General features: G+C 69.5%; 25 protein-coding genes. 4 read left to right on the top strand and 21 right to left on the bottom strand.

Features of this window, described 5'->3' with window-relative positions; translation table 11 throughout:
• Window positions 1–151 precede the first annotated feature (151 nt).
• Window positions 152–1,162 carry an LLM class F420-dependent oxidoreductase gene (locus SNA_RS08070; protein WP_030070573.1) on the top strand — a complete coding sequence of 337 codons (1,011 nt, stop codon included), beginning with the start codon at window positions 152–154 and terminating at the stop codon, window positions 1,160–1,162.
• Between the two features lie 14 nt (window positions 1,163–1,176).
• Here the strand turns inward: SNA_RS08070 and SNA_RS08065 are convergent, their stop codons facing one another.
• The 4 genes from SNA_RS08065 to SNA_RS08050 form a co-directional block, all read right to left on the bottom strand.
• Window positions 1,177–1,980, bottom strand: coding sequence for a maleylpyruvate isomerase family mycothiol-dependent enzyme (locus tag SNA_RS08065; RefSeq protein ID WP_044364083.1), 804 nt, complete (start codon window positions 1,978–1,980; stop codon window positions 1,177–1,179).
• Between the two features lie 91 nt (window positions 1,981–2,071).
• Window positions 2,072–3,142 carry a prenyltransferase/squalene oxidase repeat-containing protein gene (locus tag SNA_RS08060; RefSeq protein ID WP_044363961.1) on the bottom strand — a complete coding sequence of 357 codons (1,071 nt, stop codon included), beginning with the start codon at window positions 3,140–3,142 and terminating at the stop codon, window positions 2,072–2,074.
• On the bottom strand, window positions 3,139–4,059 hold the full coding sequence (locus SNA_RS08055; RefSeq protein ID WP_030070576.1) for a class I SAM-dependent methyltransferase: 921 nt from the start codon (window positions 4,057–4,059) through the stop codon (window positions 3,139–3,141). Before SNA_RS08055 ends, SNA_RS08060 begins: the two co-directional genes overlap by 4 nt.
• A 115-nt stretch (window positions 4,060–4,174) precedes the next feature.
• Complete coding sequence (locus SNA_RS08050) at window positions 4,175–5,542, bottom strand: glycosyltransferase family 4 protein (protein WP_044363959.1); 1,368 nt, start codon at window positions 5,540–5,542, stop codon at window positions 4,175–4,177.
• 328 nt (window positions 5,543–5,870) lie between these two features.
• On the opposite strand from SNA_RS08050, the gene SNA_RS08045 reads away from it, so the two are divergent.
• Window positions 5,871–6,497 (top strand): TetR family transcriptional regulator, encoded by a 627-nt coding sequence (locus tag SNA_RS08045; protein ID WP_030070579.1) that lies wholly within the window; start codon window positions 5,871–5,873, stop codon window positions 6,495–6,497.
• A gap of 100 nt (window positions 6,498–6,597) precedes the next feature.
• Here SNA_RS08045 and SNA_RS08040 read toward each other — a convergent pair whose 3' ends face one another.
• The 13 genes from SNA_RS08040 to SNA_RS07985 all read right to left on the bottom strand — a co-directional run bounded on the left by SNA_RS08040 (window position 6,598) and on the right by SNA_RS07985 (window position 15,978).
• A complete protein-coding gene (locus SNA_RS08040) occupies window positions 6,598–6,885 on the bottom strand; it encodes a ferredoxin (RefSeq protein WP_030070580.1) in 288 nt (95 codons plus the stop codon).
• Complete coding sequence (locus SNA_RS08035; RefSeq protein ID WP_030070581.1) at window positions 6,885–8,339, bottom strand: aldehyde dehydrogenase; 1,455 nt, start codon at window positions 8,337–8,339, stop codon at window positions 6,885–6,887. The genes SNA_RS08040 and SNA_RS08035 overlap by 1 nt, the downstream gene beginning before the upstream one ends.
• Before the next feature lie 327 nt (window positions 8,340–8,666).
• Complete coding sequence (locus SNA_RS08030) at window positions 8,667–9,914, bottom strand: tyrosine-type recombinase/integrase (RefSeq protein ID WP_044363957.1); 1,248 nt, start codon at window positions 9,912–9,914, stop codon at window positions 8,667–8,669.
• 91 nt (window positions 9,915–10,005) lie between these two features.
• Entirely contained in the window at window positions 10,006–11,385 is a 1,380-nt protein-coding gene (repSA, locus tag SNA_RS08025) for a replication initiator protein RepSA (protein WP_030070585.1), read from the bottom strand.
• The gene (locus tag SNA_RS08020) at window positions 11,378–11,560 is read right to left on the bottom strand and encodes a hypothetical protein (protein ID WP_030070588.1); all 183 of its coding nucleotides are present in this window, start codon (window positions 11,558–11,560) and stop codon (window positions 11,378–11,380) included. Before SNA_RS08020 ends, repSA begins: the two co-directional genes overlap by 8 nt.
• Before the next feature lie 85 nt (window positions 11,561–11,645).
• Window positions 11,646–12,197, bottom strand: a complete 552-nt coding sequence (locus tag SNA_RS08015) for a GGDEF domain-containing protein (RefSeq protein ID WP_044363955.1) — start codon at window positions 12,195–12,197, stop codon at window positions 11,646–11,648.
• Between the two features lie 94 nt (window positions 12,198–12,291).
• The gene (locus tag SNA_RS08010; RefSeq protein ID WP_030070592.1) at window positions 12,292–12,621 is read right to left on the bottom strand and encodes a hypothetical protein; all 330 of its coding nucleotides are present in this window, start codon (window positions 12,619–12,621) and stop codon (window positions 12,292–12,294) included.
• 11 nt (window positions 12,622–12,632) lie between these two features.
• Entirely contained in the window at window positions 12,633–12,788 is a 156-nt protein-coding gene (locus SNA_RS41115) for a hypothetical protein (RefSeq protein WP_104531933.1), read from the bottom strand.
• A 12-nt stretch (window positions 12,789–12,800) separates the two neighbouring features.
• A complete protein-coding gene (locus SNA_RS08005; protein WP_030070594.1) occupies window positions 12,801–12,992 on the bottom strand; it encodes a mobile element transfer protein in 192 nt (63 codons plus the stop codon).
• A 21-nt stretch (window positions 12,993–13,013) separates the two neighbouring features.
• Window positions 13,014–13,691: a DUF2637 domain-containing protein gene (locus SNA_RS08000; RefSeq protein WP_044363954.1), complete on the bottom strand. Its 678-nt coding sequence runs from the start codon at window positions 13,689–13,691 to the stop codon at window positions 13,014–13,016.
• Between the two features lie 5 nt (window positions 13,692–13,696).
• Entirely contained in the window at window positions 13,697–14,185 is a 489-nt protein-coding gene (locus tag SNA_RS07995) for a hypothetical protein (RefSeq protein WP_030070598.1), read from the bottom strand.
• Between the two features lie 82 nt (window positions 14,186–14,267).
• Complete coding sequence (locus SNA_RS07990) at window positions 14,268–15,623, bottom strand: FtsK/SpoIIIE domain-containing protein (protein ID WP_030070600.1); 1,356 nt, start codon at window positions 15,621–15,623, stop codon at window positions 14,268–14,270.
• 1 nt (window position 15,624) lies between these two features.
• Window positions 15,625–15,978, bottom strand: a complete 354-nt coding sequence (locus SNA_RS07985) for an SCO3933 family regulatory protein (protein WP_030070602.1) — start codon at window positions 15,976–15,978, stop codon at window positions 15,625–15,627.
• 156 nt (window positions 15,979–16,134) lie between these two features.
• On the opposite strand from SNA_RS07985, the gene SNA_RS07980 reads away from it, so the two are divergent.
• Both SNA_RS07980 and SNA_RS07975 read left to right on the top strand, forming a co-directional pair.
• Window positions 16,135–16,866, top strand: a complete 732-nt coding sequence (locus SNA_RS07980) for a helix-turn-helix domain-containing protein (RefSeq protein ID WP_030070604.1) — start codon at window positions 16,135–16,137, stop codon at window positions 16,864–16,866.
• A 34-nt stretch (window positions 16,867–16,900) separates the two neighbouring features.
• Window positions 16,901–17,371, top strand: coding sequence for an NUDIX hydrolase (locus tag SNA_RS07975; protein ID WP_030070606.1), 471 nt, complete (start codon window positions 16,901–16,903; stop codon window positions 17,369–17,371).
• On the opposite strand, the gene SNA_RS07970 is transcribed toward SNA_RS07975, so the two are convergent.
• From SNA_RS07970 to SNA_RS07960, 4 genes are all read right to left on the bottom strand, one after another.
• Entirely contained in the window at window positions 17,359–17,919 is a 561-nt protein-coding gene (locus SNA_RS07970; RefSeq protein ID WP_030070608.1) for an HD domain-containing protein, read from the bottom strand. The genes SNA_RS07975 and SNA_RS07970 overlap by 13 nt on opposite strands.
• Window positions 17,920–18,183: 264 nt before the next feature.
• Window positions 18,184–19,266 (bottom strand): restriction endonuclease, SacI family, encoded by a 1,083-nt coding sequence (locus tag SNA_RS39265; RefSeq protein ID WP_078969755.1) that lies wholly within the window; start codon window positions 19,264–19,266, stop codon window positions 18,184–18,186.
• A gap of 23 nt (window positions 19,267–19,289) precedes the next feature.
• Window positions 19,290–20,462: a DNA cytosine methyltransferase gene (locus tag SNA_RS07965; RefSeq protein ID WP_030070610.1), complete on the bottom strand. Its 1,173-nt coding sequence runs from the start codon at window positions 20,460–20,462 to the stop codon at window positions 19,290–19,292.
• A gap of 260 nt (window positions 20,463–20,722) precedes the next feature.
• Entirely contained in the window at window positions 20,723–21,307 is a 585-nt protein-coding gene (locus SNA_RS07960; RefSeq protein WP_037793086.1) for a hypothetical protein, read from the bottom strand.
• Window positions 21,308–21,379 lie beyond the last annotated feature (72 nt).

The raw sequence follows: 21,379 nt of genomic DNA, 5'->3' as shown, positions 1-21,379 counted from the left end.
CGGTCCTTTCCCCGGCCCCTCGCCCCTCGCGGGCGGGGGGCCGTCGCCGTGCCGGTGCCCGTGCGTTGCCATGTCCGGGACGCGGTCGTACAGTTCGCCGGGCACTCCACTTTCTGACGCAGTGTCAGGAACGGGAGAGAGGGGCGGCGGTATGCGACTCGGTCTGGCGCTGGGCTACTGGGGCCGCGGCCCCGACCCCCGGCATCTCGAACTCGCCCGCGAGGCCGAGCGGCTCGGCTATGACTCGGTGTGGACCGCGGAAGCCTGGGGCTCGGACGCCTTCACCGCACTGACCTGGATCGCCGCGCACACCTCCCGGATCGGACTCGGCACCGGCATCGCACAGATGGCCGCCCGTACGCCCACCGCCACCGCCATGCAGGCGCTGACGCTGGACCATCTCTCCGGCGGCCGGATGCTGCTGGGCCTGGGGCTGTCCGGGCCGCAGGTCGTCGAGGGGTGGTACGGGCGGCCGTTTCCCAAGAGCCCGCTGACCGCCACCCGCGAGTACGTGGACGTGATCCGCCAGGTCCTGCGCCGCGCGGGCCCGGTGGCGGCGGACGGGCTCTTCCATCCGCACCCCTACCGCGGCCCGGACGGAACCGGCCTGGGCAAACCGCTCAGGTCCATCACCCACCCGCTGCGCGCCGATCTGCCTGTCCTGCTGGGCGCGGAGGGCCCCAAGAACATCGCGCAGACCACCCGGATCGCGGACGGCTGGCTGCCGCTCTACTGGTCGCCGCAGCGCACCGACGTCCATGCGACGTCGCTGGCCGACGCGCCCGACGGCTTCCTCATCGCCCCCATGGCGCGCGCCGTGCTCTGCGACGACGTCGCCGAGGGGCTGCTGCCCGTCAAGGCGATGCTCGGCTTCTACATCGGCGGGATGGGCCATGCGGCAAAGAACTTCCACGCCGATCTGATGGCGCGGATGGGATACGAGGCGGAGGCGCGGCGGATCCAGGACCTCTTCCTCCAGGGCCGCAAGGAGGAGGCGGTGCTGGCCGTACCGGACGCCTTCGCCGACGAGATCTCACTGGTCGGCCCGCGCGAACGGATCGCCGAGCGGCTGGAGTTGTGGCGTACGGGCCCGGTCACCGACCTCCTGGTGACGGCGCCGGACCCGCACACGCTACGGGTGCTGGCCGAGCTGAACTCCTGAGCCCGGCCGGCCGCTCACCCGAAGGACGCCCACTCCAGCCACTGGTCGAGCACCTCGCGCTCGCCCAGCACCTCGACCCGGTCGCTGTCGGCGGGCAGCCTGCGGTAGAGGACCAGGAGCGCATCGGTGAGGCCGCCGCGCAGCGCGACCGCGGCCTTCTCGTGGGTGCGGCGGTGGGTGGGCGCCTCCCCCGTGAGGTCGAGCAGCCATTCGGCGTTCAGCTCGGGCGGGGCGTCGGTGGCGTGGATGTGGAGCGTCCGGCCGGGGCCGAACGCCGTGCGCCCGCGTTCGGCGAAACGGGCCACCACCATCGGCAGCTCGCCGATCTGGAGCCACTCCTCCAGACAGTCGGCGGCGACCGGCGCCGGGAGGTCGAACGGGACGCCGGCGGTCAGCGCGGCATCGGCGCGGTGGATGGCCGTCTCATGGACCATCCGGCGGGCCCAGAACCCCGCGTCGTGGGCCGTCGTCCAGCTCCACACCTTGGTATCGGGCCCGGCTTCCCGCAGCGCGGCCACGGTCTGTTCGACGCCCGCCGCCAGCCAGGCGTCCAGCGCCGCGGCGTCCTCGCCCTCGGGCCCGGCGGCCTCGGGGACGTCCGCACGGTCGACGTTCTCAAAGGCGCGGGTGGCGACGAGCGTGCCGACCCAGCGATGCGCGCCTCCGACATGCCGGGCGAGATCGGCGAGCGTCCAGTCGGGGCAGGTGGGCACGGTCGCCGAGAGATCGGCGCTGCGCACGATCTTGCGGAACTCGGCGGTCTCGTCGAGGAGTTGGGCGCAGTATTCCTCGTGGGTGAGGGATCCCTGAAGAGTCATGTGCCGCACGGTAGTGCGCATCGCGGACCCGGGGCGTCCTATTTGACGGCGCGCCGGGGCCGCTGATGCCGTGCCGCTGATGCCGCCGCGCCTACCGGCAGCAGTCCGGGTCGAGCCCCGTCGGCAGCTGTTCGCCGCCGAACACCATGGTGGTCGCCTCGTCCCCGCCCAGTGCGGCCACCGCGAGCAGCACCGAACCGGCCGTCCAGGAGGTGAGTTCCCGGGGCCAGATCGCCTCGTCCTCGAAGACATAGCCGGTCCAGTACATGCCGTCCTCGGCGCGCAGATGCCGGATCCACTTGAGGATCTGCACGGCCCGCTCGGACTCCCCCATCGCCCACAGCGCGAGCGCCAGTTCGGCGCTCTCGCCGCCGGTGACCCAGGGGTTGGGCAGGACGCAGCGCACGCCCAGGCCGGGCACCACGAAGTGCTCCCATTCGGCGTCGATCCGCGCCTCGGCCGCCTCGCCGCGGACCGCGCCGCCCAGGACCGGGTAGTACCAGTCCATGGAGTAGCGGGACTTGTCCAGGAAGCGTTCGGGGTGGCGGCGTATCGCATGGCCCAGGCGGCCGAGCGCCAGTTCCCAGTCGGGCTGGGGCTCCTCGCGCTGCTCGGCGAGGGCCAGGGCGCAGCGCAGCGCCTGGTAGACGGAGGAGGAGCCGGTCAGCAGCGCGTCGGTGACAGGGGTGCCGTCGTCCTCGCGCTTCCAGCCGATCTCGCCGCCGGGCTGCTGGAGTTCCAGGACGAAGGCGATGGCCGCGTGGACGGCGGGCCACATCCGGTCGAGGAAGGTCTCGTCGCCGGTGGACAGGTAGTGGTGCCAGACGCCGACGGCGATATAGGCGCAGAAGTTGGTCTCCCGGCCGCGGTCGGTGGGCGCCTCGGCGTCGCCGTCGGCGTAGGCGGCGTACCAGGAACCGTCGGGGTTCTGGTGCCGCACCAGCCAGTCGTACGCCGCCTCGGCGCGCTCGTGTTCGCCGGCCGCATCCAGGGCCATGGCGGCCTCGGTGTGGTCCCACGGGTCGAGGTGGTGTCCGCGGAACCAGGGGATCGCGCCGTCCTCGCGCTGGGTCGCCAGGATGCCGGCGACCGTGCGCGCCGCCTGTTCGGCGGTGAGCACCCCCGGCAGCACCAGCCGTTCGGTACGCCCGGGACTCGTCACTTGGCGGCCCCGGAGGCGCGCTTGGCGGAGGGGGCGGCCGACTTGGCGGCGCGCTGGGCGGGGGTCTTCGCGGAGGTCTTGCCGGCGGGCTTGGCAGCGCGCTCGGTAGCGGGCTTGGCAGCGCGCTCGGTGGCGGGCTTGGCCGCGGGCTCACGGGTCTTGGCGGCGGGCTCGCTCGCCGCGTCGGCGGCCGCATTCTCCGGAAGATGCGGTTTGGTGGCGTAGGCGACGAAGCTCTTGCCGATGACGGGGTTGAGCGCCTGCTCGGCCAGCCGCGTGGCCAGCGGCCTCTTCATGATGTCCCAGACCAGCAGCTTGTGGTACGCCTTCACCGCCAGCGCCTTGTCGTTGTCCACGCCGAACGCGCACTTGAGCCACCAGTACGGACTGTGCAGCCCGTGCGCATGGTGGGTCCCGTACGGTTCCAGACCCGCCTCGCGCATCTTGCCGAGCAGTTCGTCGGCGCGGTAGATGCGGATATGGCCACCCTCGACCTCGTGGTAGGCGTCGCTGAGCGCCCAGCAGATCTTCTCGGGGCCGTAGCGGGGAACGGTGACCGCGATCCGGCCGCCGGGCCGCAGGACGCGGACCATCTCGGCGAGCACGCCCTTGTCGTCGGGGATGTGCTCCATCACCTCGGAGATGATCACGACGTCGAAGCTCTCGTCGGGGAACGGCAGGGCCAGCGCATCGCCCTCCATGGCGGTGGCCGAGGCACCGGCCGGGGCCTCGCCGGCCTCCTTCATCGCGGCGAACCACTTGGCGACCTCGCGGATCTCCTCGCCGTTCTGGTCGAGGGCGACGACCTGCGCGCCGCGCCGGTAGCACTCGAAGGCGTGCCGGCCGGCGCCACAGCCCAGGTCGAGTACGCGGTCGCCCGGGGCGAGCGGGAAACGGGAAAAGTCGACGGTCAGCACAGCGTTCTGCTTTCGACGGCGGCGGTAGATGGGCGGTCGGCGCGTGAGCGCCGTCTTCTGGGGGTGGAGGTCGGGCGACGGGCGGGGGCTCGGGGGTGGGCTGCTCGGCTGGGTGTTACGTACGGCGGGTGGCGGCCAACGACGAGCCGAGCTGACTGCCGCCCTGGCGGGCGAGGGCCTCGCGGTAGCGCTCGGCGGTGCCGATGGCGGCCTGCCGCCAGGTGAAGCGGGCCAGGACACGTTCGCGGCCGGCCGCGCCGAGGCGGCGGCGGAGGGTGTCGTCGCCCAGGAGGCGCAGCAGTCCGGCGGCGAGCGCACCGGCGTCGCCCGGGGGCACCGCCAGGCAGGTCTCGCCGTCGGGCCCGGCGACCTCGGGGATGGCGCCGCCGGTGGTGGCCAGCAGCGGCGTCCCGGTGGCCATCGCCTCGGCGGCGGGCAGCGAGAAACCCTCGTAGAGGGAGGGGACGCAGGCGATCTGGGCGCCGCGGACGAGATCGACGAGTTCGGCGTCGCTGATGCCCTTGACGAACTCGATGGCGCCGGACAGTCCGAGCCGTTCGATCGCGGCGGCGACCGGCCCGTCGTCGGCGCGCTTGCCGACGACCACCAGATGCGCGTCGGGGTTTTCGGTGCGGACCTTGGCGAGCGCCTCCACCAGGTGGATCAGGCCCTTGAGGGGGACATCGGCGCTGGAGGTGGTCACGATCCGCCCCGGCACCTCGGGGACGGCGGGATCGGGCGAGAAGAGGTCGGTGTCGGCACCGATGTGCACGACATGGATGCGGTCGGGGCGTACGCCGAGGTCCTCGACGATCTCCTGGCGGGAGGAGCCGGAGACGGTCAGCACGGACGGCAGGCGGCGGGCGACGCGCTTCTGCATCCGGGTGAAGCCGTACCAGCGGCGGACGGAGGCGCGGCGCTTCCAGTCGGTGGCGGCGGCCAGGTCCAGGCGGCGGTCGACGGTGATGGGGTGGTGGATGGTGGTCACCAGCGGGGCGCCGAGCGCGCCGGGGCCGCCGAGCAGGCCGTAGCCGAGGGTCTGGTTGTCGTGGACGACGTCGAACTGGCCGCGGCGGGCGGCGAGATGGCGCCGGGCGCGCAGCGAGAAGGTGAGCGGCTCGGGGAAGCCGCCGGTCCACATCGTGCTGACTTCGAGGGCGTCGACCCAGTCGCGGAATTCGTCGCGTTTCGGCGTCCGGAACGGGTCGGGCTGGCGGTAGAGGTCGAGGCTGGGCAGCTTGGTCAGGGTCACCCCCTCGTCGAGGACGGGGTAGGGCTGGGCGCCGATGACCTCGACGGTGTGGCCCAGCCGTGCCAGCTCGCGCGAGAGATGCCGTACGTAGACGCCCTGTCCGCCGCAGAACGGGTTCCCCTTGTAGGTGAGCATCGCAATGCTCAGGGGCCGGTCGCCGCCCGTAGGGACAGGGGCCGAGGGGGCCTCTGCCGGGCGGGGCGCGGCTGCCTGGACGGCCTCTGCGGTCACGCTCGGCCCCCTTCTCGCTGGACTTTCGCCGGAGCGTAACCGCTGGCGGTAATCTAGAACAAGTTTCAGAACTGATCGGCCGACGGGCGGCCGTCGATCGGCCACCCCGACCGGCGACCGGCCGCGGCGGACCCCCGGCGACCGGCCGGCGATCGGCTCGCCGACCGGTTACCGACCAGTTCACGAAGCCTTGAATCTACCGGCCGGAAACGAGGGCGACAGAGGCGCACCAGGTGATTCGCGCCACCACCCGACCCCCTGCCATGCTGTGCCGATCACAGCACCGGCACTCACCGCATCGCGGATGGAAAGCCACGGAATGGGACATATGACTACGGAATCCAAGCCGGCCAGGCCGGAGCTTCCCGCGAGTCCTCCCCTGACCGAACGTCAGGAGGCCCGGCGCCGCCGCATTCTGCACACCAGCGCCAAGCTGGCGTCCCGTGGCGGATTCGACGCCGTACAGATGCGGGAGGTCGCCGAGCTGTCGGGCGTCGCACTCGGCACCCTCTACCGCTATTTCCCCTCGAAGGTGCATCTGCTGGTCGCCACCATGCAGGACCAGCTCCAGCACCTGCACGAAACCCTGCGCAAACGCCCGCCGTCGGAGGAGGACCCGGGCGCCCGCGTCGCCCAGACCCTGATGCGGGCCTTCCGCGCCCTCCAGCGCGAACCGCATCTCGCGGACGCGATGGTGCGCGCCCTGACCTTCGCGGACCGCTCCGTCAGCCCCGAGGTGGACACCGTCTCCCGGCTGACCACCGCGATCATCCTGGACGCCATGAGCCTGGACGGCCCGCCCACCCCCGAACAGCTCTCCGCGGTCCGGGTCATCGAGCACACCTGGCACTCGGCCCTGATCACCTGGCTGTCGGGCCGCGCCTCCATCGCCCAGGTCAAGATCGACATCGAAACGGTCTGCCGCCTGATCGCGGTGACGTCCCGTCCGCGTTAACCCTCCCCCCGCCCCGGGTAGTTGGATCCGCAAGGGGCCCTCTCAACCCTTAGGGGACCACCCCTAAGGGCCCCGACCCCACCCCCCGCCCCACCCCGCCTCACTCCTCCGGCGGGAACACCCTCTCCCCCGTCTCCGCGACCGTGATCGTGATCGCCTCGACCGGGCACCCCTCGGCCGCCGCCAGTACGTTCTCGTCGGCGTCCGTCTCCGGGGCCACCGGGTGCGACTGCCGCGCCGAATCCAGCCGGAAGCCTCCCCCGGTGTCCGACCGGGTGGGGGTCCCCCCGGCGGTAGCTTGGGGAGTACCCCCGGGCGCCACGGCGGCGCACATCCCGGAGCCGATGCACACGCTCCGGTCCACCTCCACCCGCCAGCGGTCCGCCATCACGCACCCGCCGGCAGATGGATCATCTTGTGCTCCAGATACTCGCCGAAGCCCTCGGGCCCGAACTCCCGCCCGATCCCGGAGTTCTTGTAGCCGCCGAACGGGCCGAGCATGTCGATGCTGAAGGTGTTCACGGAGTACGTACCGGTGCGCACCCGCCGCGCAATGTCGATGCCGTGCTCGACGTCGGCCGTCCACACCGAGCCCGACAGGCCGTAGTCGGAGTCGTTGGCGATGCGTACCGCCTCCGCCTCGTCGTCGTAGGGCAGCAGGCAGATGACCGGGCCGAAGATCTCCTCGCGGGCGATCCGCATGGAGTTGGCGACCTCGCCGAAGAGGGTCGGCTCGACGTACCAGCCGGCGGCCTGGTCCTTGGGGCGGCCGCCGCCGGTCAGGACCTTGGCGCCCTCCTGCCGGCCGAGTGCGATGTAGTCGAGCGACCGCTGCTGCTGGCGGCGGGCGACCAGGGGGCCCACTTCGGTGGCCGGATCCAGCGGGTCGCCGACCGTGAGGGCACAGGCCGCCGCGGTGAACCGTTCGGCGATCTCGTCGTAGCGGCTGCGCGGGGCGAGGATGCGCGTCTGGGCCACGCACGCCTGCCCGTTGATCATCCAGGCGAACGGGACGATCCCGGCCACCGCGGCGTCCAGATCCGCGTCCGGCAGGATCACCGCCGCGGACTTGCCGCCGAGTTCGAGGGTGACCCGGCTGAGGTTGCGGGAGGCGACCTCCATGACCCGCTTGCCCGCCGCCACCGAGCCGGTGAACGACACCTTGTCGACGCCCGGGTGCCCCACCAGGTACTCGCTCACCTCGCGGTCCGCCGGCAGGATCGACAGCACCCCCTCCGGCAGCCCGGCCCCGGTCGCGATCTCCGCCAGGAGGTACGCATCGAGCGGGGTCTCCGGCGACACCTTCAGCACCGCCGAACAGCCCGCCAGCAGGGCCGGGGCCAGCTTGGCGGCGGCGGTGAACTGCGGGACGTTCCACGGCACCACGGCCGCGACCACCCCGACCGGCTCGCGCCGTACGAGAATCGGCCCCAGCGCCCCGTCCCTGCGCTCCTCGAAGGCGAAGTCCCGGGCCACGGTCAGCGCGGCGTCCCACGCCATCATCGCGGCCAGCGACTGCACCATGACACCGGAGGTGAACGGGGTCCCGTTCTCCGCGCTGATGACCCTGGCGATCTCCTCACTGCGTACGGCGACGGCGTCCTTGATACGGGTGACCACCGCGATCCGTTCCGCCAGCGGCGCCCGCGCCCAGATGCCGGAGTCGAAGGACGTACGGGCCGCGGCCACCGCCCGGTCGACGTCGGCCCGCGAGGCGTGCGGGACGCGGCCGATGACCCGTTCGGTGTGCGGCGAGACGACCTCGATCGTGTCGCGGCCGGCCGGATCGACCAGCTCACCGCCTATGTAGAGCTTTCCGTGCTCGACGAGGTCGTCGCTCATCGCTGCCGCCTCCCGACGGATCGACGGTTTCTGACGGTGGTTCGTGAGAGTGGTTCGTGAGAGTGGTTCCTGACAGCAGTTCTGACGATGCGTCAGCATTGCGCATCGCACTGGAACTGATACCAGTTCCAGTGGGAGGAGTCCACGGTGCGGGACGGATCCCCGCACTCCCCTGCACTCCCGTGCACTCCCCCAACCTCCGCCTTCGGCCCGGCACTTCGGGTCTCTTGAAACCAGTTCTAGTTAAAGTAGTCCACGGACAGGACGAGAATGCCCCTGACCAGCGGTTTCCCGATGATCAGGGGCGGGTGCGGAAGCCGTGGGCCGTCAGGGGGCCGTCGGGGGCTTACGGGCCGTCCGGTACATCTCGTCGACGGCGTTCCGGGTACGGGTCTCGCTGCTCGGCATGAGATGGGTGTAGGTGCGGAGCGTGAACCCTGCGTCGGCATGACCGAGGTAGGCGCTCAGCGCCTTGATGCTCTCCCCGGAGTCGAGGAGCACCGAGGCGTAGAAGTGCCGTAGCGCGTGCATGCCGTCTTCGCGGGCTTCCTTGTACCGCTCTCCGGGCCTGGGCTTGGGGATCACTCCCGCCGCGGCGAGCGCGGGCTTCCAGGCGTGCACGTTGAAGGCGTTGCGCCAGACCGCCCCGCCCTCAGCACCTGTGAAGTACAAGAGCCTGGTCACCGGCTCTCCGTCGGGGCGCATCCAGGGCAATGTGACTTCGGCCGGCGGGAAGGCCGTCATGTGCTCGGCGAGCGCGAGGGCGACCGAGTCCGGCAGCGGCACGTCGCGGAGCTTGCCGTTCTTCGGCGGGGCGAAGACCAGCTTCCGTTCCACGACCTTGACCTGTTGCGTGACGTGCAGAACGCCGGACAGCAGATCCACCTCGTCGACGGCCAGCCCGAAGATCTCCCCTTGCCGAAGTCCGCATCCGGCCCCGACGTCGACCATGGCGCGGAAGCACTCAGGCAGCCCCCGCCGCACGGAGAACACACGGTCTGCGGACCACGGCGCGACGCGACCAGGGGCGGGCTTCGGGCGCCGGACCGAGCGAACCCCGCAGGGATTGCGCGCGAGGCGGCCGTCATCAACTGCGGCGGCGAGCACCGCCGACACGTTCCCGAAGATCACGCGGCGCGACGATCCGCCGCTTCCCGCGTCCTCCAGCTTGCGTATCCAAGCTCGGATGTCGGACGGCTGGAGCGAGGAGAGCGGACGGCTTCCGAGGTACGGGAAGGCATGAAGCCGAAGGCGACGCTCTGTGTTCTCCCGAGTCGTCGGGTCGGTCGTCTGCCCCGCCAGCCACTCGGTGGCGTACTGCTGGAAGGTGACCTTCCCGGCCTTGGGGTCGACGTAGTGGCCACGCGACATGTCCGCATCGATGCGCGCGAGCCACTGGTCGGCGAGGCGCTTCTTTCCGTCCGGGAAGCTCTTGGACTTCTCCGTCCCATCGGGACCGATGTAGCGGGCGCGATAGCGCATGCCGTTGCCGTGCCGGTCCGTCTTGACCTTGACGGTCTTTCCGTCCGAGGTGGTCTCGGCCTTGTACCAGCGGTCTTGGATGTGCCCAGCCACTACGCGGCCCCTTCCATGAGAGAGCCCACCCAGGCGCGTACGTCGTTCGGGTCGACCGGAGTCAGGTACCGCTCGGGAAGCGTGGTGACGGTCATGCGGCGGTTCCTTCCAGGGCGAGCTGGTCGCGTATCGCTTCGCGGGCGGTTTCGCGGTTGTGCTGGAGGTTGCGGGCGATGGTGGCGGCGAGGGCGGATTCGCCGGGAGTGTGGCCGTGTCCGGCGTATTGCCAGTCGGCCAGGACGAGGACGGTGTCGGGCTCGACGTCGTCCAGGCCGAGGGCGGCGTGTTCCTGGGCGGCGCGGTAGTCGGCGCGTGTCTGGCGGAGTGCGCCGAGGGTGGTGGAGTAGCGGCGGGACTTTGAGGAGAAGTGGCCGCGGAAGCCGAGCATGTGGGCCCAGGCCCACAGGCGGCGGTCGGGGTAGAGCGGGTCGAGTTCCTTGCACGCGGTGATGAGGCGGCGGGCGTGGTCGGGTACGTGGTGGCGGTCGAGTTCGGAGAGTTCGCCGATGCGGCGGTCGAGGGTGCCGGTGTTCTCGGCGGCCTTGGTGGCGTACTTGGCGACGTAGGAGGCGACGGCCTGCTCGGTGATGTCGGAGCCGTCACCGAAGGCCTTGATCGGGCGGACGTCGAGTTGTGTGCCCCAGCGGAAGGTACGGGCGGGCTGGTCCCCGGCCGCGGGCGCTGACACCGACGTGTAGGAGTGGAAGGCGGCGGCCCGGATGGCGGCGGCGAGGAGGTCGACCGTGGCCCAGGCCGGGGGCGGGGTGTCCGGTCCGTCGGGGCCGTCGATCCTGATCACGGCATGGAAGTGCAGCACGCCGCGCTTCTGGAACTCAGCGACCTTGCCGTAGGAGAGGCGGGCGGCCTCCTTCAGTTCTCGCTGGGAGAGGCCGGCGCGGGCGGCGATCTCGCGGCGGAGCCGGTTGGTGAAGCGCTGCCAGAGCTGTCTGGCGTGGTTGTTGAAGAGGACCGCGGCCGCGTAGTCGTACGTGGTCGGGTCGAGGGCGGTGCCAAGCGCGGGGTCGTCGGCCTGGTGGCGGGTGCCGCAGCGGCAGACGCCCCGGTCGGGCCGGTTGTGGACACGACCGAAGGACGGGGCGGTGAGGGTGGCGAAGACGCGGGGATGGTTGCGGACGGTGGCGGGAATGTCGCGGCGGTCGTCCCCTGCCAGCCCGGCGCGGATCAGGTGGTAGGTGTCGCCCGCGTACGTCCAGGCGCAGGACGGGCAGCGGGATGCGCGGCGGTTGCCGCAGGCTAGGCGCAGGCGTCCGCCGGGCTCGTTCTCGGTGGAGTAGCGGTGCAGCGTCTCGCCGGTGGTCTTGTCCTTGGTGAGGGTCCAGCCGGTCAGGTGGATGGGGTCGGCGCAGCCGCCGGTGCGGCGGATCTGGTCTTCCCAGCGGTCGAAGTCAGACGCCGAAGCCACCCTCAGCAGGTCGCCGAGGGTGGTCGGGTCGAGCAGGGCGTCAGGCACAGGCGCCCTCCCGGTTGCGGCGGCGGGCGGTGCCGGTGCCGTGGCAGGCCGGGCAGTGCGCGGTGACGGTGCGCAGGTGGCCACGGTGGTCGCGTCCGCCGAGGGTGACGGCGACGGAGGCGAAGCCGTCGCAAGCCGGGCAGATCCTCGGCGAGGGCGAGCTGTGGTGGGCCATGATGGGGGTTCCTTGCGATTGCGGTTGGAAGGAACGGCCCCGGGTGGCGGCGTGCTTGGCGGCTTGTGCGCCACCCGGTGGCCGGTCAGCGAGAGGCGCGGGAGCCCCGTCGGCCACGGCCCTTTGCGGCGCACATGGCCGCGTCGGCGGCGGCGAGCGCATCAGCCAGAACGGGCACCGACAGATCGGCGACGGCGCAGACCCCGACCGAGGCGGCCAGCGGCAGCGAGACGCCGCCGTAGTCGAGCGGCCGGTGAAGCGCGGCGGTGAGCGCGCCGAGGTCGGCGGCGGCCAGGTCCCGGACCACGGCGACGAACTCATCCCCGCCCAGTCGGCCGGCGGTGCCGTTGCGTCCGCACCAGGCGCGCAGCCGGTCGGCGGTCTCGACGAGGGCGGCGTCCCCGGCGGCGTGGCCGTGGGTGTCGTTCAGGGCCTTGAAGCGGTCGAGGTCGACCAGGAGCACGGCGGCGTGCGGATGCCGGCGGATGAGGTGGTGGGCGCGGTCGGTCCATCCGGCGCGGGTGTGCAGGCCGGTGAGCGGGTCGCGGCGGGCGCAGGCGAGGCGGCGGGCGAGGATGCCGCCGTGCAGGGCCCAGCCGACTAACGGCAGGATGCTCACGGTCGTGTGCGGGTCCATGACGTTCTCCTTGGCGATGGCGGTTGGCTGGTGGAGCGCGGTCCCCGAGGTCCGGCGGCGTGCTTGGCGGCTTGTGCGTCGCCCCGGGGACCCTTCAGCGGCAGTGCTGGGAGGAGTTGAGCGAGCGGATGACCAGGGCGCAGACGGCGACCGAGACGGCGGTGACGGCGACCGCGAGGAGCATCGAGACCAGGACGGTGCCGACCACCAGGACCACGGCCGTTCCGCCGCCGACCAGGGCGAGCACAGACCCCGGGGTGAGCTGCACCATGGGCCGTGAGGACACCGGGGCCGCGACCGGGGCGACCGGCGGGGCAACAGGGGCGGGCTGCTGCTGGATGACGGCGGTCGGCTCGACGACCCGGGCGGGCGGGGTGACGAGGCCGGTGGGCTGCGGCATGACCGGGAGCTTGGGGCGGAGCATGGCGGATCTCCCTACTTGATGGCGGTGTCGATGACGGGGGCGAGCAGGCTGTCGGCGATGAGGTAGCCGCCGAGGAACAGCACCAGGACCAGCCAGAGCGGCGGGCGGATGAGCTTGCAGCCGAGGTAGCCGACGACGGCGAGGGCGAACCAGAGGGGGACGTCCATGGCGAGGGCCTCCTAGCGGACCTTGCAGCGGTGGGTGCGGGCGGCGAGCTGGGCGGCGGTCTGGCTGGTGTAGTCGGCGGACCAGCCGCAGCGGTCGTTGGTGCAGACGGCGGCGTGCTTGGTGTGGCCGCGGCGGTCGCGGTGGGTGCCGATCTGCACGGGGCCGATCCGCATGACGGAGTGGAAGTGATCGCGGGCAGGCATCGAGGGTCGTTTCCCTTCGGGTCAGGCGAGTTGGGCGGCGATGGCGTCGGCCAGCTGGGGCGGGACGCCGAGGCGGGCGCGCAGGGTGTCGGTGTCGATCGGCGAGCCGGTACGGGCGTGGTGGTCGTCGGCGACCTTGCGGGCGTGGTCGACCAGCGCGGCCGGGACCGGCGGAGCCGGGACAGCGGGGACGGGCTCAGGAGCGGGAAGCGCGAGGATGTCCTCGGCCTCAGACACAGGGGCGGCGTCCAACTCCACGGCGGGGGTCGGTTGTTCGGGGCGGGTGTCGTGGTGGGGTTCGGCTTCGAGGGCGGGTGCCGGCGGAATGGGCGCCGGGGATTCGGTCGAGTGGGCGAGGAGGGTGCCGCCCATGAAGGCCAGTGCGGGCCAGGCGGCGACGAGGATGCGCAGCCAGGCCGGGACCTGGCCGAGGTCGAGGAGTCCGGCGGTGGCGACGTTGGCACCGAGCGAGGCCACCAGGGCGGTCACGAACCAGCACCAGGCCAGCCGGGACGGACCGTCCGAGCGCAGCCGCCGCCAGGACGCGACCAGGAGCAGGTCGACGGAGATCGGGTAGGCCCAGGCCTTCCAGCCGTCCTGTCCGGCAGCGGCGGCGAGGTCGTGCAGGTGGGCGAAGGAGAGCGCACCTGCGATGACGGCCTGGACGAGGACGGCATCGACACGCAGTCGCGAGGCCATGACGGTCACCTCGCCGCGGGTCGGCCGTTGGCCAGGGTTATGGCCTTCAGGACCAGGGCGAGGTTCCTGGTGTCGAGGCCGGTGACGGCGTCGCCGAGCGGGATGCGGGCGGTCGTGTCGGCGAGGGATGCGGCGATGGCCAGGATGCGGAGTTCTCCGCTGGAGGCGGACAGGTCCTTGGCTTCCAGGGCCGTGACGACCTTGGGCCAGTCGACGCCGTAGGCGTCGGGGATGGTGCCGGAGTAGTCGATCAGCAGCAGGGCGGGCCGCTCGGCGAGGCGCTTGACCCACAGGCCGTGGTCGATGAGGAGGCCGACCGCGGCGCGCAGGGCGAGGGAACCGTCCGCCGTGGCCTGGAGGGTGTCGGCCAGCTCGGCGGCATCGATCGTCACGGGGGTGTCGTCGGTGTCGGCGTCGTACCAGGGGCAGTCGCGTTCGTCGTGGTCGACGCCGGTCTCGGTGCCGTCGGTGTCGCCGCAGTGCTCGCAGAACACGGGCGTTCCTTCCTGTCGTGAGGCATGCAGGGGGTAGGGACTTGGCGCGCAGGGGTCGCGCCGACCGAGGAGAGGGGTGAGGTCAGACGGTGGCGGGGGCTGTCTTGGACAGCGGCACGCGGGCCGAGGGCAGCAGGGCGACCGCGGGACGGAAGGCCGCCAGGGCGGGCAAGTCCGGGGTGCGCTCAGCGTGCTTGTTGCAGATGTTCACGGCCTCGCGCAGCGAGGTGTGCGGAGCACGGATACGGGTCCAGCCGCCGGAGGAATCCCCGGTGACGGCGATGCCGGGGGTCTCGGTGGGGATCTGGATGGCAGCGAGGACGGCGTCCGGGGAGATGTCGCCGAAGGCCATGCTCGCAGAGGACTCGTCATTGACGCGGTGGGCGGTGCGGCCGGTGAGCTGGGCACGGAGCATGGTGATGCCCTTGCCGAGTTCGGAGCCGAAGCGCTGCCCGCAGATCTCCAGGTAGATGCCGGCCGCGCGGCCGAGCTGGGCGAGGCGGACCAGTGCGGTGATGATCCGGTCGCGCCGCTTCTCGTCCTCCTTGGTGGCGAAGAGGGCGAGTTCGGCGACCTCGTCGACCAAGACGACGATGGGGACCGGGCGCAGGTCGGCGGGCAGGTCGAAGATGTCGGCGGCGATCTCGATGTCCGGCACGTCGACGGTGATCCTCTGTTCGGCCCGGATCAGTTGGTAGACGTCTTCCATGTGCGCGACCAGCGCTTCGAGGAGGGCGAGGGCGGTGTCGGGGTTGTCGGCGAGCGCGGAGAACCGGCGTGCCAGCGGGAAGAGTTCCACTCCCTGCTTGCAGTCGATTCCCACCAGCGCGACATCCAGCGGAGCGAACCCGGCGACCAGGTTGCGCTGGTAGACGGACTTCCCGGACTCCGTGGCACCGAGCGTGAGCCCGTGGGGGACGGCCCGGTAGTCGCGGTAGTGCACCGAGCCGTCCTCGCGCAGGGCGACCGGTACCCGCATGGGGCGGGTGTCGGTCCCGGCGGGCATCTGCACCCGCTTGAGGACGTCGTAGCCCGTCATCCGCACCTCGACCACACCGGAGCGCAGCTCCCGCGAGGTGACGCCGTACAGGCCGAAGGAGTGCCGCAGCCGGTCCGAGGCCGCCGCGACGTCGAAGGCGTCCTGTCCCGGGCGCAGACCCAGCCGCAGGACCAGGCCGGTACGGGTCGGGCGGATGCGCAGGATGCGCGGCGGGCGAGACTGCGGGACGTCCCGGTTGGCCACCCGCGCCAGGGCCAGACGCCAGCGGGAGGGCGGGACCGTCAGCCCGCAGGCGTCCATGACCGAGGAGTAGCGGACCAGGACCCGCAGCGTGGCGAGGGCAACGCCGAAGGTCAGCCAGTACCAGGCGGGACGCCGCCACCGCAGGAGACCCGCAGCGGCGACGACCAGCACCACAACGACCGTGAAGGCGGTCATCTCAGGCAGCCTTGGGCTTCGAGGCAGCGGCGGCGAGCGAGGTCACGGCGACCGCGCGGAAGGCGATGCCGTGCCGCTTCTGCCCGTTGAACTCGTTCTCCCACGCCGAGGCGACCAGACCCGTCAGGGCGACCGGGGTGCCCATGGCCAGGTCCTCGGAGACGCCGGGCTGCGGAACGGTGAGCTTGAGGATCTCGACCTCGTCCGGCGTGGAAAACATGACCTCCACCGTCATCAACGTGACGCCGTCCTTGTCGACGGCGATCTCACCGGTACGGCGGTCCTTGACCTTGGGCTGCGGAGCCTTGGCGACCATCACGGTCGCGGCGGAGGTGTCCACGGAGATCTGACGCATCGTCTTGTCCTTTGGTGTTTGCGGCTGTTGACCGACTCCCGTCGGTGAGATCAGGAGACCGCGAGAGAGGGTGGACACATCACGGTCCGTATGGACGTTTAGGGACGTCTGAGTTATCGTCAAAACGTCCCTGCGGCGTCCGAGGAAGGGCAAGCCATGGCTAACGAGCGTCTGCGCGCGGCGATTTCAGCGAAGGGCGAGACCATCCAGTCCGTGGCTCAGCACGTCGGGGTCGACCCCAAGAGCGTGGAGCGCTGGATCACGACCGACCGCACGCCCCATCGGGGGCACCGCTGGAAGGCAGCGAGTTACCTGGGCGTCGACGAGGTCTACCTATGGCCTGCCGTCGAGAAGCAGGCCGAGACGGCGAGCACGTCCGAGCTGATCACGTACTACCCGCACCGGGGCGCGGTGCCGGCCGCGCTGTGGTCATCGCTCATCGAGAAGGCGTCGGACCAGGTGGACATCCTCGTGTACGCGGGGTTGTTCCTCTTCGACAACCACCCGGATCTGCCCTACGAGTTGGCCGACAAGGCCAAGGCAGGGGCCCAGGTGCGCGTCCTCCTCGGCGACCCGGAGTCGGAGATGGTCCGGCAGCGCGGCGAAGAGGAAGGCATAGGGGACGACCTGGCGGCGCGCGCCCGGATCACCCGGCGCTACCTCGAACCGGCCATGACGACACCGGGCGTCGAGGTCCGGCTGCACGACACGATCCTCTACAACTCGATCTACCGCTTCGACGACGACGTGCTGGTGAACCCGCATGTGCTCGGAGCTCCCGCCGGGCAGAACCCGGTTCTGCACTTTCGCTACATCCCGGGCGCCCGCACGTTCCGGCACTACATGCGGAGCTTCGACTACACGTGGGAGCGGGGCCGGACCGTGTAGCTCAACTGCGGGCGTGGCGTGCGAGGCTGGAGGCATGGCCCGCGTCGACTACATCAACGATCCGAACGCTCCGAAGGCGAACAGCATCGTCCCCTCGGTCACCGCCGTTGCGTGCAACGAGGCTGGTGAGGTGCTGCTCATCCACAAGACCGACAACAACCTATGGGCTCTTCCGGGTGGCGGCGTCGACGTCGGCGAGTCGGTCGCGGATGCAGCGGTGCGCGAGACCAAGGAGGAGACCGGCTTCGACGTCGAGGTGACAGGCCTGGTCGGCCTCTACACCGATCCCGGCCACGTCATGGCCTACGACGACGGCGAAGTCCGTCAGCAGTTCTCGATCTGCTTCACGGCCCGGATCACCGGGGGCGAGTTGCGGACCAGCAGCGAGAGCAAGGAAGTGGCGTTCGTCGACCCGAGCAGGCTGGACGAGCTGAACATCCACCCGTCCATGCGGATGCGCATCGAGCACGGGTTGGCCGGCCGGGCAGAGCCCTACATCGGCTGATGAACCATGCGGGCCCGAGTCCGTTCCACGGCACCCTTCAGGTACGGCCGCGCCTTGCTGATCGCGTTGTGCACTTCGCTGCCCGGTTCGTAGCGGACGAGGATCTCGTCGATGCGGGTGTCGAAGTCGAAGGACTGCCCCGCGGGGCCTGTCGTCATGTCGGCGAAGATCAGGGCGTCCAGGACGGGCGAGTCTTCCCGCTCGTAGACGGCCAGCTCCGCAGAGAGACCGCGTTGCTCCGCCTCGTACACAGCACCGGAGTGATGGGCGACCAGCTGCACGAGACGCGCCGGCGCACCCAGCGATTCCAGATGACGCGCGCCATCGATGGGATGGAAGCCGGTATCACGCAGCTCGGGGGCGTAGCCGAGGTCGTGCAGCCACGCGGCGGCGACAAGGAGATCCCGATCAGCCTCAGACACAGCCCAGGCGACCTCTTGCGCCCGAGCGGCCACGGCCTGAGTGTGCAGCCAGCGGTTCCCGAGCGGGGGAAGCAGGGACTCGGCGAGGTCTGCCGCCCCTTGGGGTGTGTCCAGTGCAGAAGGCATGGATGGAACGGTAGCCGAGACGAGCAGGGAGCCGACAGGCCACGACCACGGTTCATGATCGCAGCGCGGTAGAACTTTCCCTACTTCATCAAGGCCCGCGCACGGCGCGGGCGCGCGCCGCCTCTGCGGCGCGGCCTGCCTCCTGTCTCCGCCCCGGCTGGCCGCGCCAGGCGGCGCGCTCGGCGGCTGCGGGCATGAAGGGGGAGACACCCTCTGTGGCTGGGGCGGTCGGCTCCACGGCTTACCGCGCAACGCGGGGAATATCTATCCTTCGTCCGGAAACAGGTCCGCCCAGCGATCCAATTCCTGTTGACGGACTTCAATTTCCGACATGCGCTTGTACATGTCATCCGGGAAGGAGGACAGGATTTCAAGTGTGTCGCGACTTGACCAAACGAAGAGATCTCGCACGAAGGACGAAACGCTCTCGCTAATCTTTACCAGGCGGCCGTACTTCTGCTCGAGCCTTATGGTTGTCGTTTCATTCAGAAGAAGGGATCTGTGGCCAACGGCGTGAACTACGAGAGCCGCCCGAGGTATGCCCGCGTCGGTGACGCTGCGGACGAACTGCTCAAGTTCTTCGGGGGTGACCGGCTTTCCGCGCACCTCTACGGCGAGCAGCGGTGACCCGTCCTTGCCAAGTGCGTGGACGTCTCCAGGGAAGTCCCTTGAAGGGTCGTTTAGCCTTCGTGAGGCCACTTCGGTATAGGTCATGTCGAGTGCAGCGGCTACGCAAGCTTGAAGCTTTCGCGGCATGTCGGCGCCCGATGTTACGAAGGCTTCCGTCTGAGCGATAAGGCTCGCTTCGACGATTGAACTTCCGCTCACAACTCGCTGCTTCTTGCGGTTCGCTTCGATACATACCGTCAGGACGGCAGCTAGGGCGGATTGAGCCTGCTGACGTGTGTACCCTTCGGTGTCCACCATCTGCAATGCGGTTTGGAGGCGCTCAAAGTATGGTCGAGCACTTCTCTGTATGCGCTCAATCTCGGAGTAGTGATCGTAACGGAAGAACGGCTGGTTGTTCAGCGGCTCCCGCCCGGTAGCTTTGAGGTCGAAGCCCAATTCCACGGACAGGGGCACCAGAACGCCGTGTGCCAAAGTCCTGTGGGAGTATGTGCGATCGCTGTACACGTCCTTGATTGACAGCGGATCGACGGCGTCATTGCATGCTCTCGCCAGCAGGGCGACACACAAGGCCGGCGTGTAGGTCCGAGGAGCCTCCTCCTCACGCAAAGTCTGCGCAAGGTGAATCCAGTACTCCGGAAGGTCATTCGCCTCCGTAGCCTCGGTGAAGGCCGCCCTCAATACGTAGGCAGCTGTTCTCTTATCGATTCGAATCCCCATTTTTACCCCACCCCTGGGAAACGTTAGATCAGTGAAAGCTGCTCATTGCAGGCCTGCTCTGTCCCATCGAGCATGGGTTGCACATACCCCATCTGCTCCATGAGGGAGCGAACGACTACTTTCCCTAGCTCCACTGGGACGGCATTGCCAATCTGCCTTTGCACTTCACGTCGCCCTCCTGCGAATTTGAACTCGTCAGGGAAAGTCATGATGCGCTTCATCTCGGAAACGGTGAACCGACGAGCGCGAGATTCGCCCTTTTCGTTCTGGATATTCTCCCAATGGAAGGGGCCTACCCAGGGGCCTGGCTGTGCTTGAAGTGTTGTGGAAGGACGGTCGGGTTCTGCGCGCAGAAGAAAAGTCCAGTACCGACTCCGCCACTTGAAGACATCGCGTCCGTCGTAGCGGTCGGTGTGCCACAGGTAATTCTGCCCCGGGGGTACTTCGGCAGCCAGATCGGCGTACGTACCTTCCACGATATCGCTCAGGTCGATTTGCTCTTTCGGTAGACCCTGGAAAGCCTGCCTTAGTCCCACGAACGGGATCTTTGAATGATCGACGATGCGGTCACGCTCTGATTCGCCGGAATGCGTAGGCTGAGGGAAGCGAAATTCTTTCCCGTCTCTGCGTCCTACGACGAAAACCCTGCGGCGGAGTTGAGGGACGCCGTGCTCCGCGGCAAGCAGGATCTTGTACGAAGGGTTGTAGCCTGCATCTCTCAACCCCTCGATGAGGCGATCAAACTGGGCTTTGTGTGTCTTGTAAGTGAGCCCTTGAACATTCTCTAGAATGAACGCTTCAGGCTTACTCTCGCGAACCACCCGAACGTACTCATCAAGCAGAGAGGCATTTGGGTCGGCGCTATTCCGCTTCTCTTCAATCCAGAAACCAGACTTGCTGAACGGCGTGCACGGAGGGCCGCCAATCAGCAGGGTGGCATCGCCACGCTTCAGTCCACCTGCTTCCAAGATCTCTTGAGTTGGTGTGGTCTGGATGTCCCCACACAACGTTTTGGTGTGAGGAGAGTTCAGGGCGAGTGTTTGCAGAGCTGTCTCGTCGCAGTCGGTTGCCACGGCAACACGAAGTGGCGACCCGCTGCCATCATGGGTTAGCGGCGGCTCGGCGCAACGCTCGACAGCGCAGTCCAAGCCACCTGCACCGGAGAAGAGACTGATCACAGGCAACTCGAGATTCACCGCGCCACACTAGCGCAACCTCGTTGCCCGCACCGAAGCTGTAGAGGCTTGGGATGCATCAGCCAGGCGTGGCCTGGGCCGTCCCTGGGCCGTCCGAAGCCGACCAACGCCGACAGTCGGCACCCATGGGTGACCGCCCCCACCCCGCTCTGGCCTGGGCTGCCGGAGTTGATCTGCGACACTGGTATGGCCATGCCTAAGCCCGGAGAACTAGCGTCGTGAGCCGTTGACGCTCGTATCCAACTGATCGCGGCTCCAGGTCATTCTCTGGTTGGCAACAGCTCGTGACGGTGCCAAACCAGGTACCGGTCCTCGCGGCGCAACTCCGCGGAACCCCACTCAATGCGCATGACACCCTTGTCCATGGAGCAGGCATAGGCGACCAGTACGAGCTGCACGTCTTCGGGAAGCAGCTCCACGTCTGGGTGCACCTCGGAGTCGTCGAGTTCTCCCCAGTCCAGGTCGAATGCCTGCTGTCTGGGAGGCGGGCCATGCCGGCGGATCAGGTCTGCTCGAAAGCCTGTGGCCCGACGGAGACGTGCAGCCGTGACGGGCACGTCTTTCTTCGCATAGCGGAGGGGGTAGATCAGGTGGCCGCGGACGAGCATCATCGTTCGTCCTTGCAGGCGCACAGCTTCCCCAAGCCCGGAGATGCCGGCGGCCAGTTCCTCGTATTGCACCGCGTAGAGGCCATGTCCGTAGGCTTCAAGCGTCTGAGTGTGGACGCCCTCGTGCCCGGTCCGAGCACGATCATGAGCCCGGAGGAGGCAGGCCGGGATGACGTCCGCCAGTTCACCGGCTATGTCCCCGAAGGTCTCACGCGCCCATTGACTGGCGGAACCCACGACGTACCGCCCTTCCCTGATGGTCCTGCGGAACAGCACCGAGCAGCATCCACTCAAACCGTGCTGCGTCTA

The organism is Streptomyces natalensis ATCC 27448 (assembly GCF_000935125.1).
In the GTDB taxonomy this organism is placed as follows: domain Bacteria; phylum Actinomycetota; class Actinomycetes; order Streptomycetales; family Streptomycetaceae; genus Streptomyces; species Streptomyces natalensis.
The sequence above is the reverse complement of the archived record's forward strand: the minus strand, read 5'-3'. Positions and strand labels throughout refer to the sequence as shown.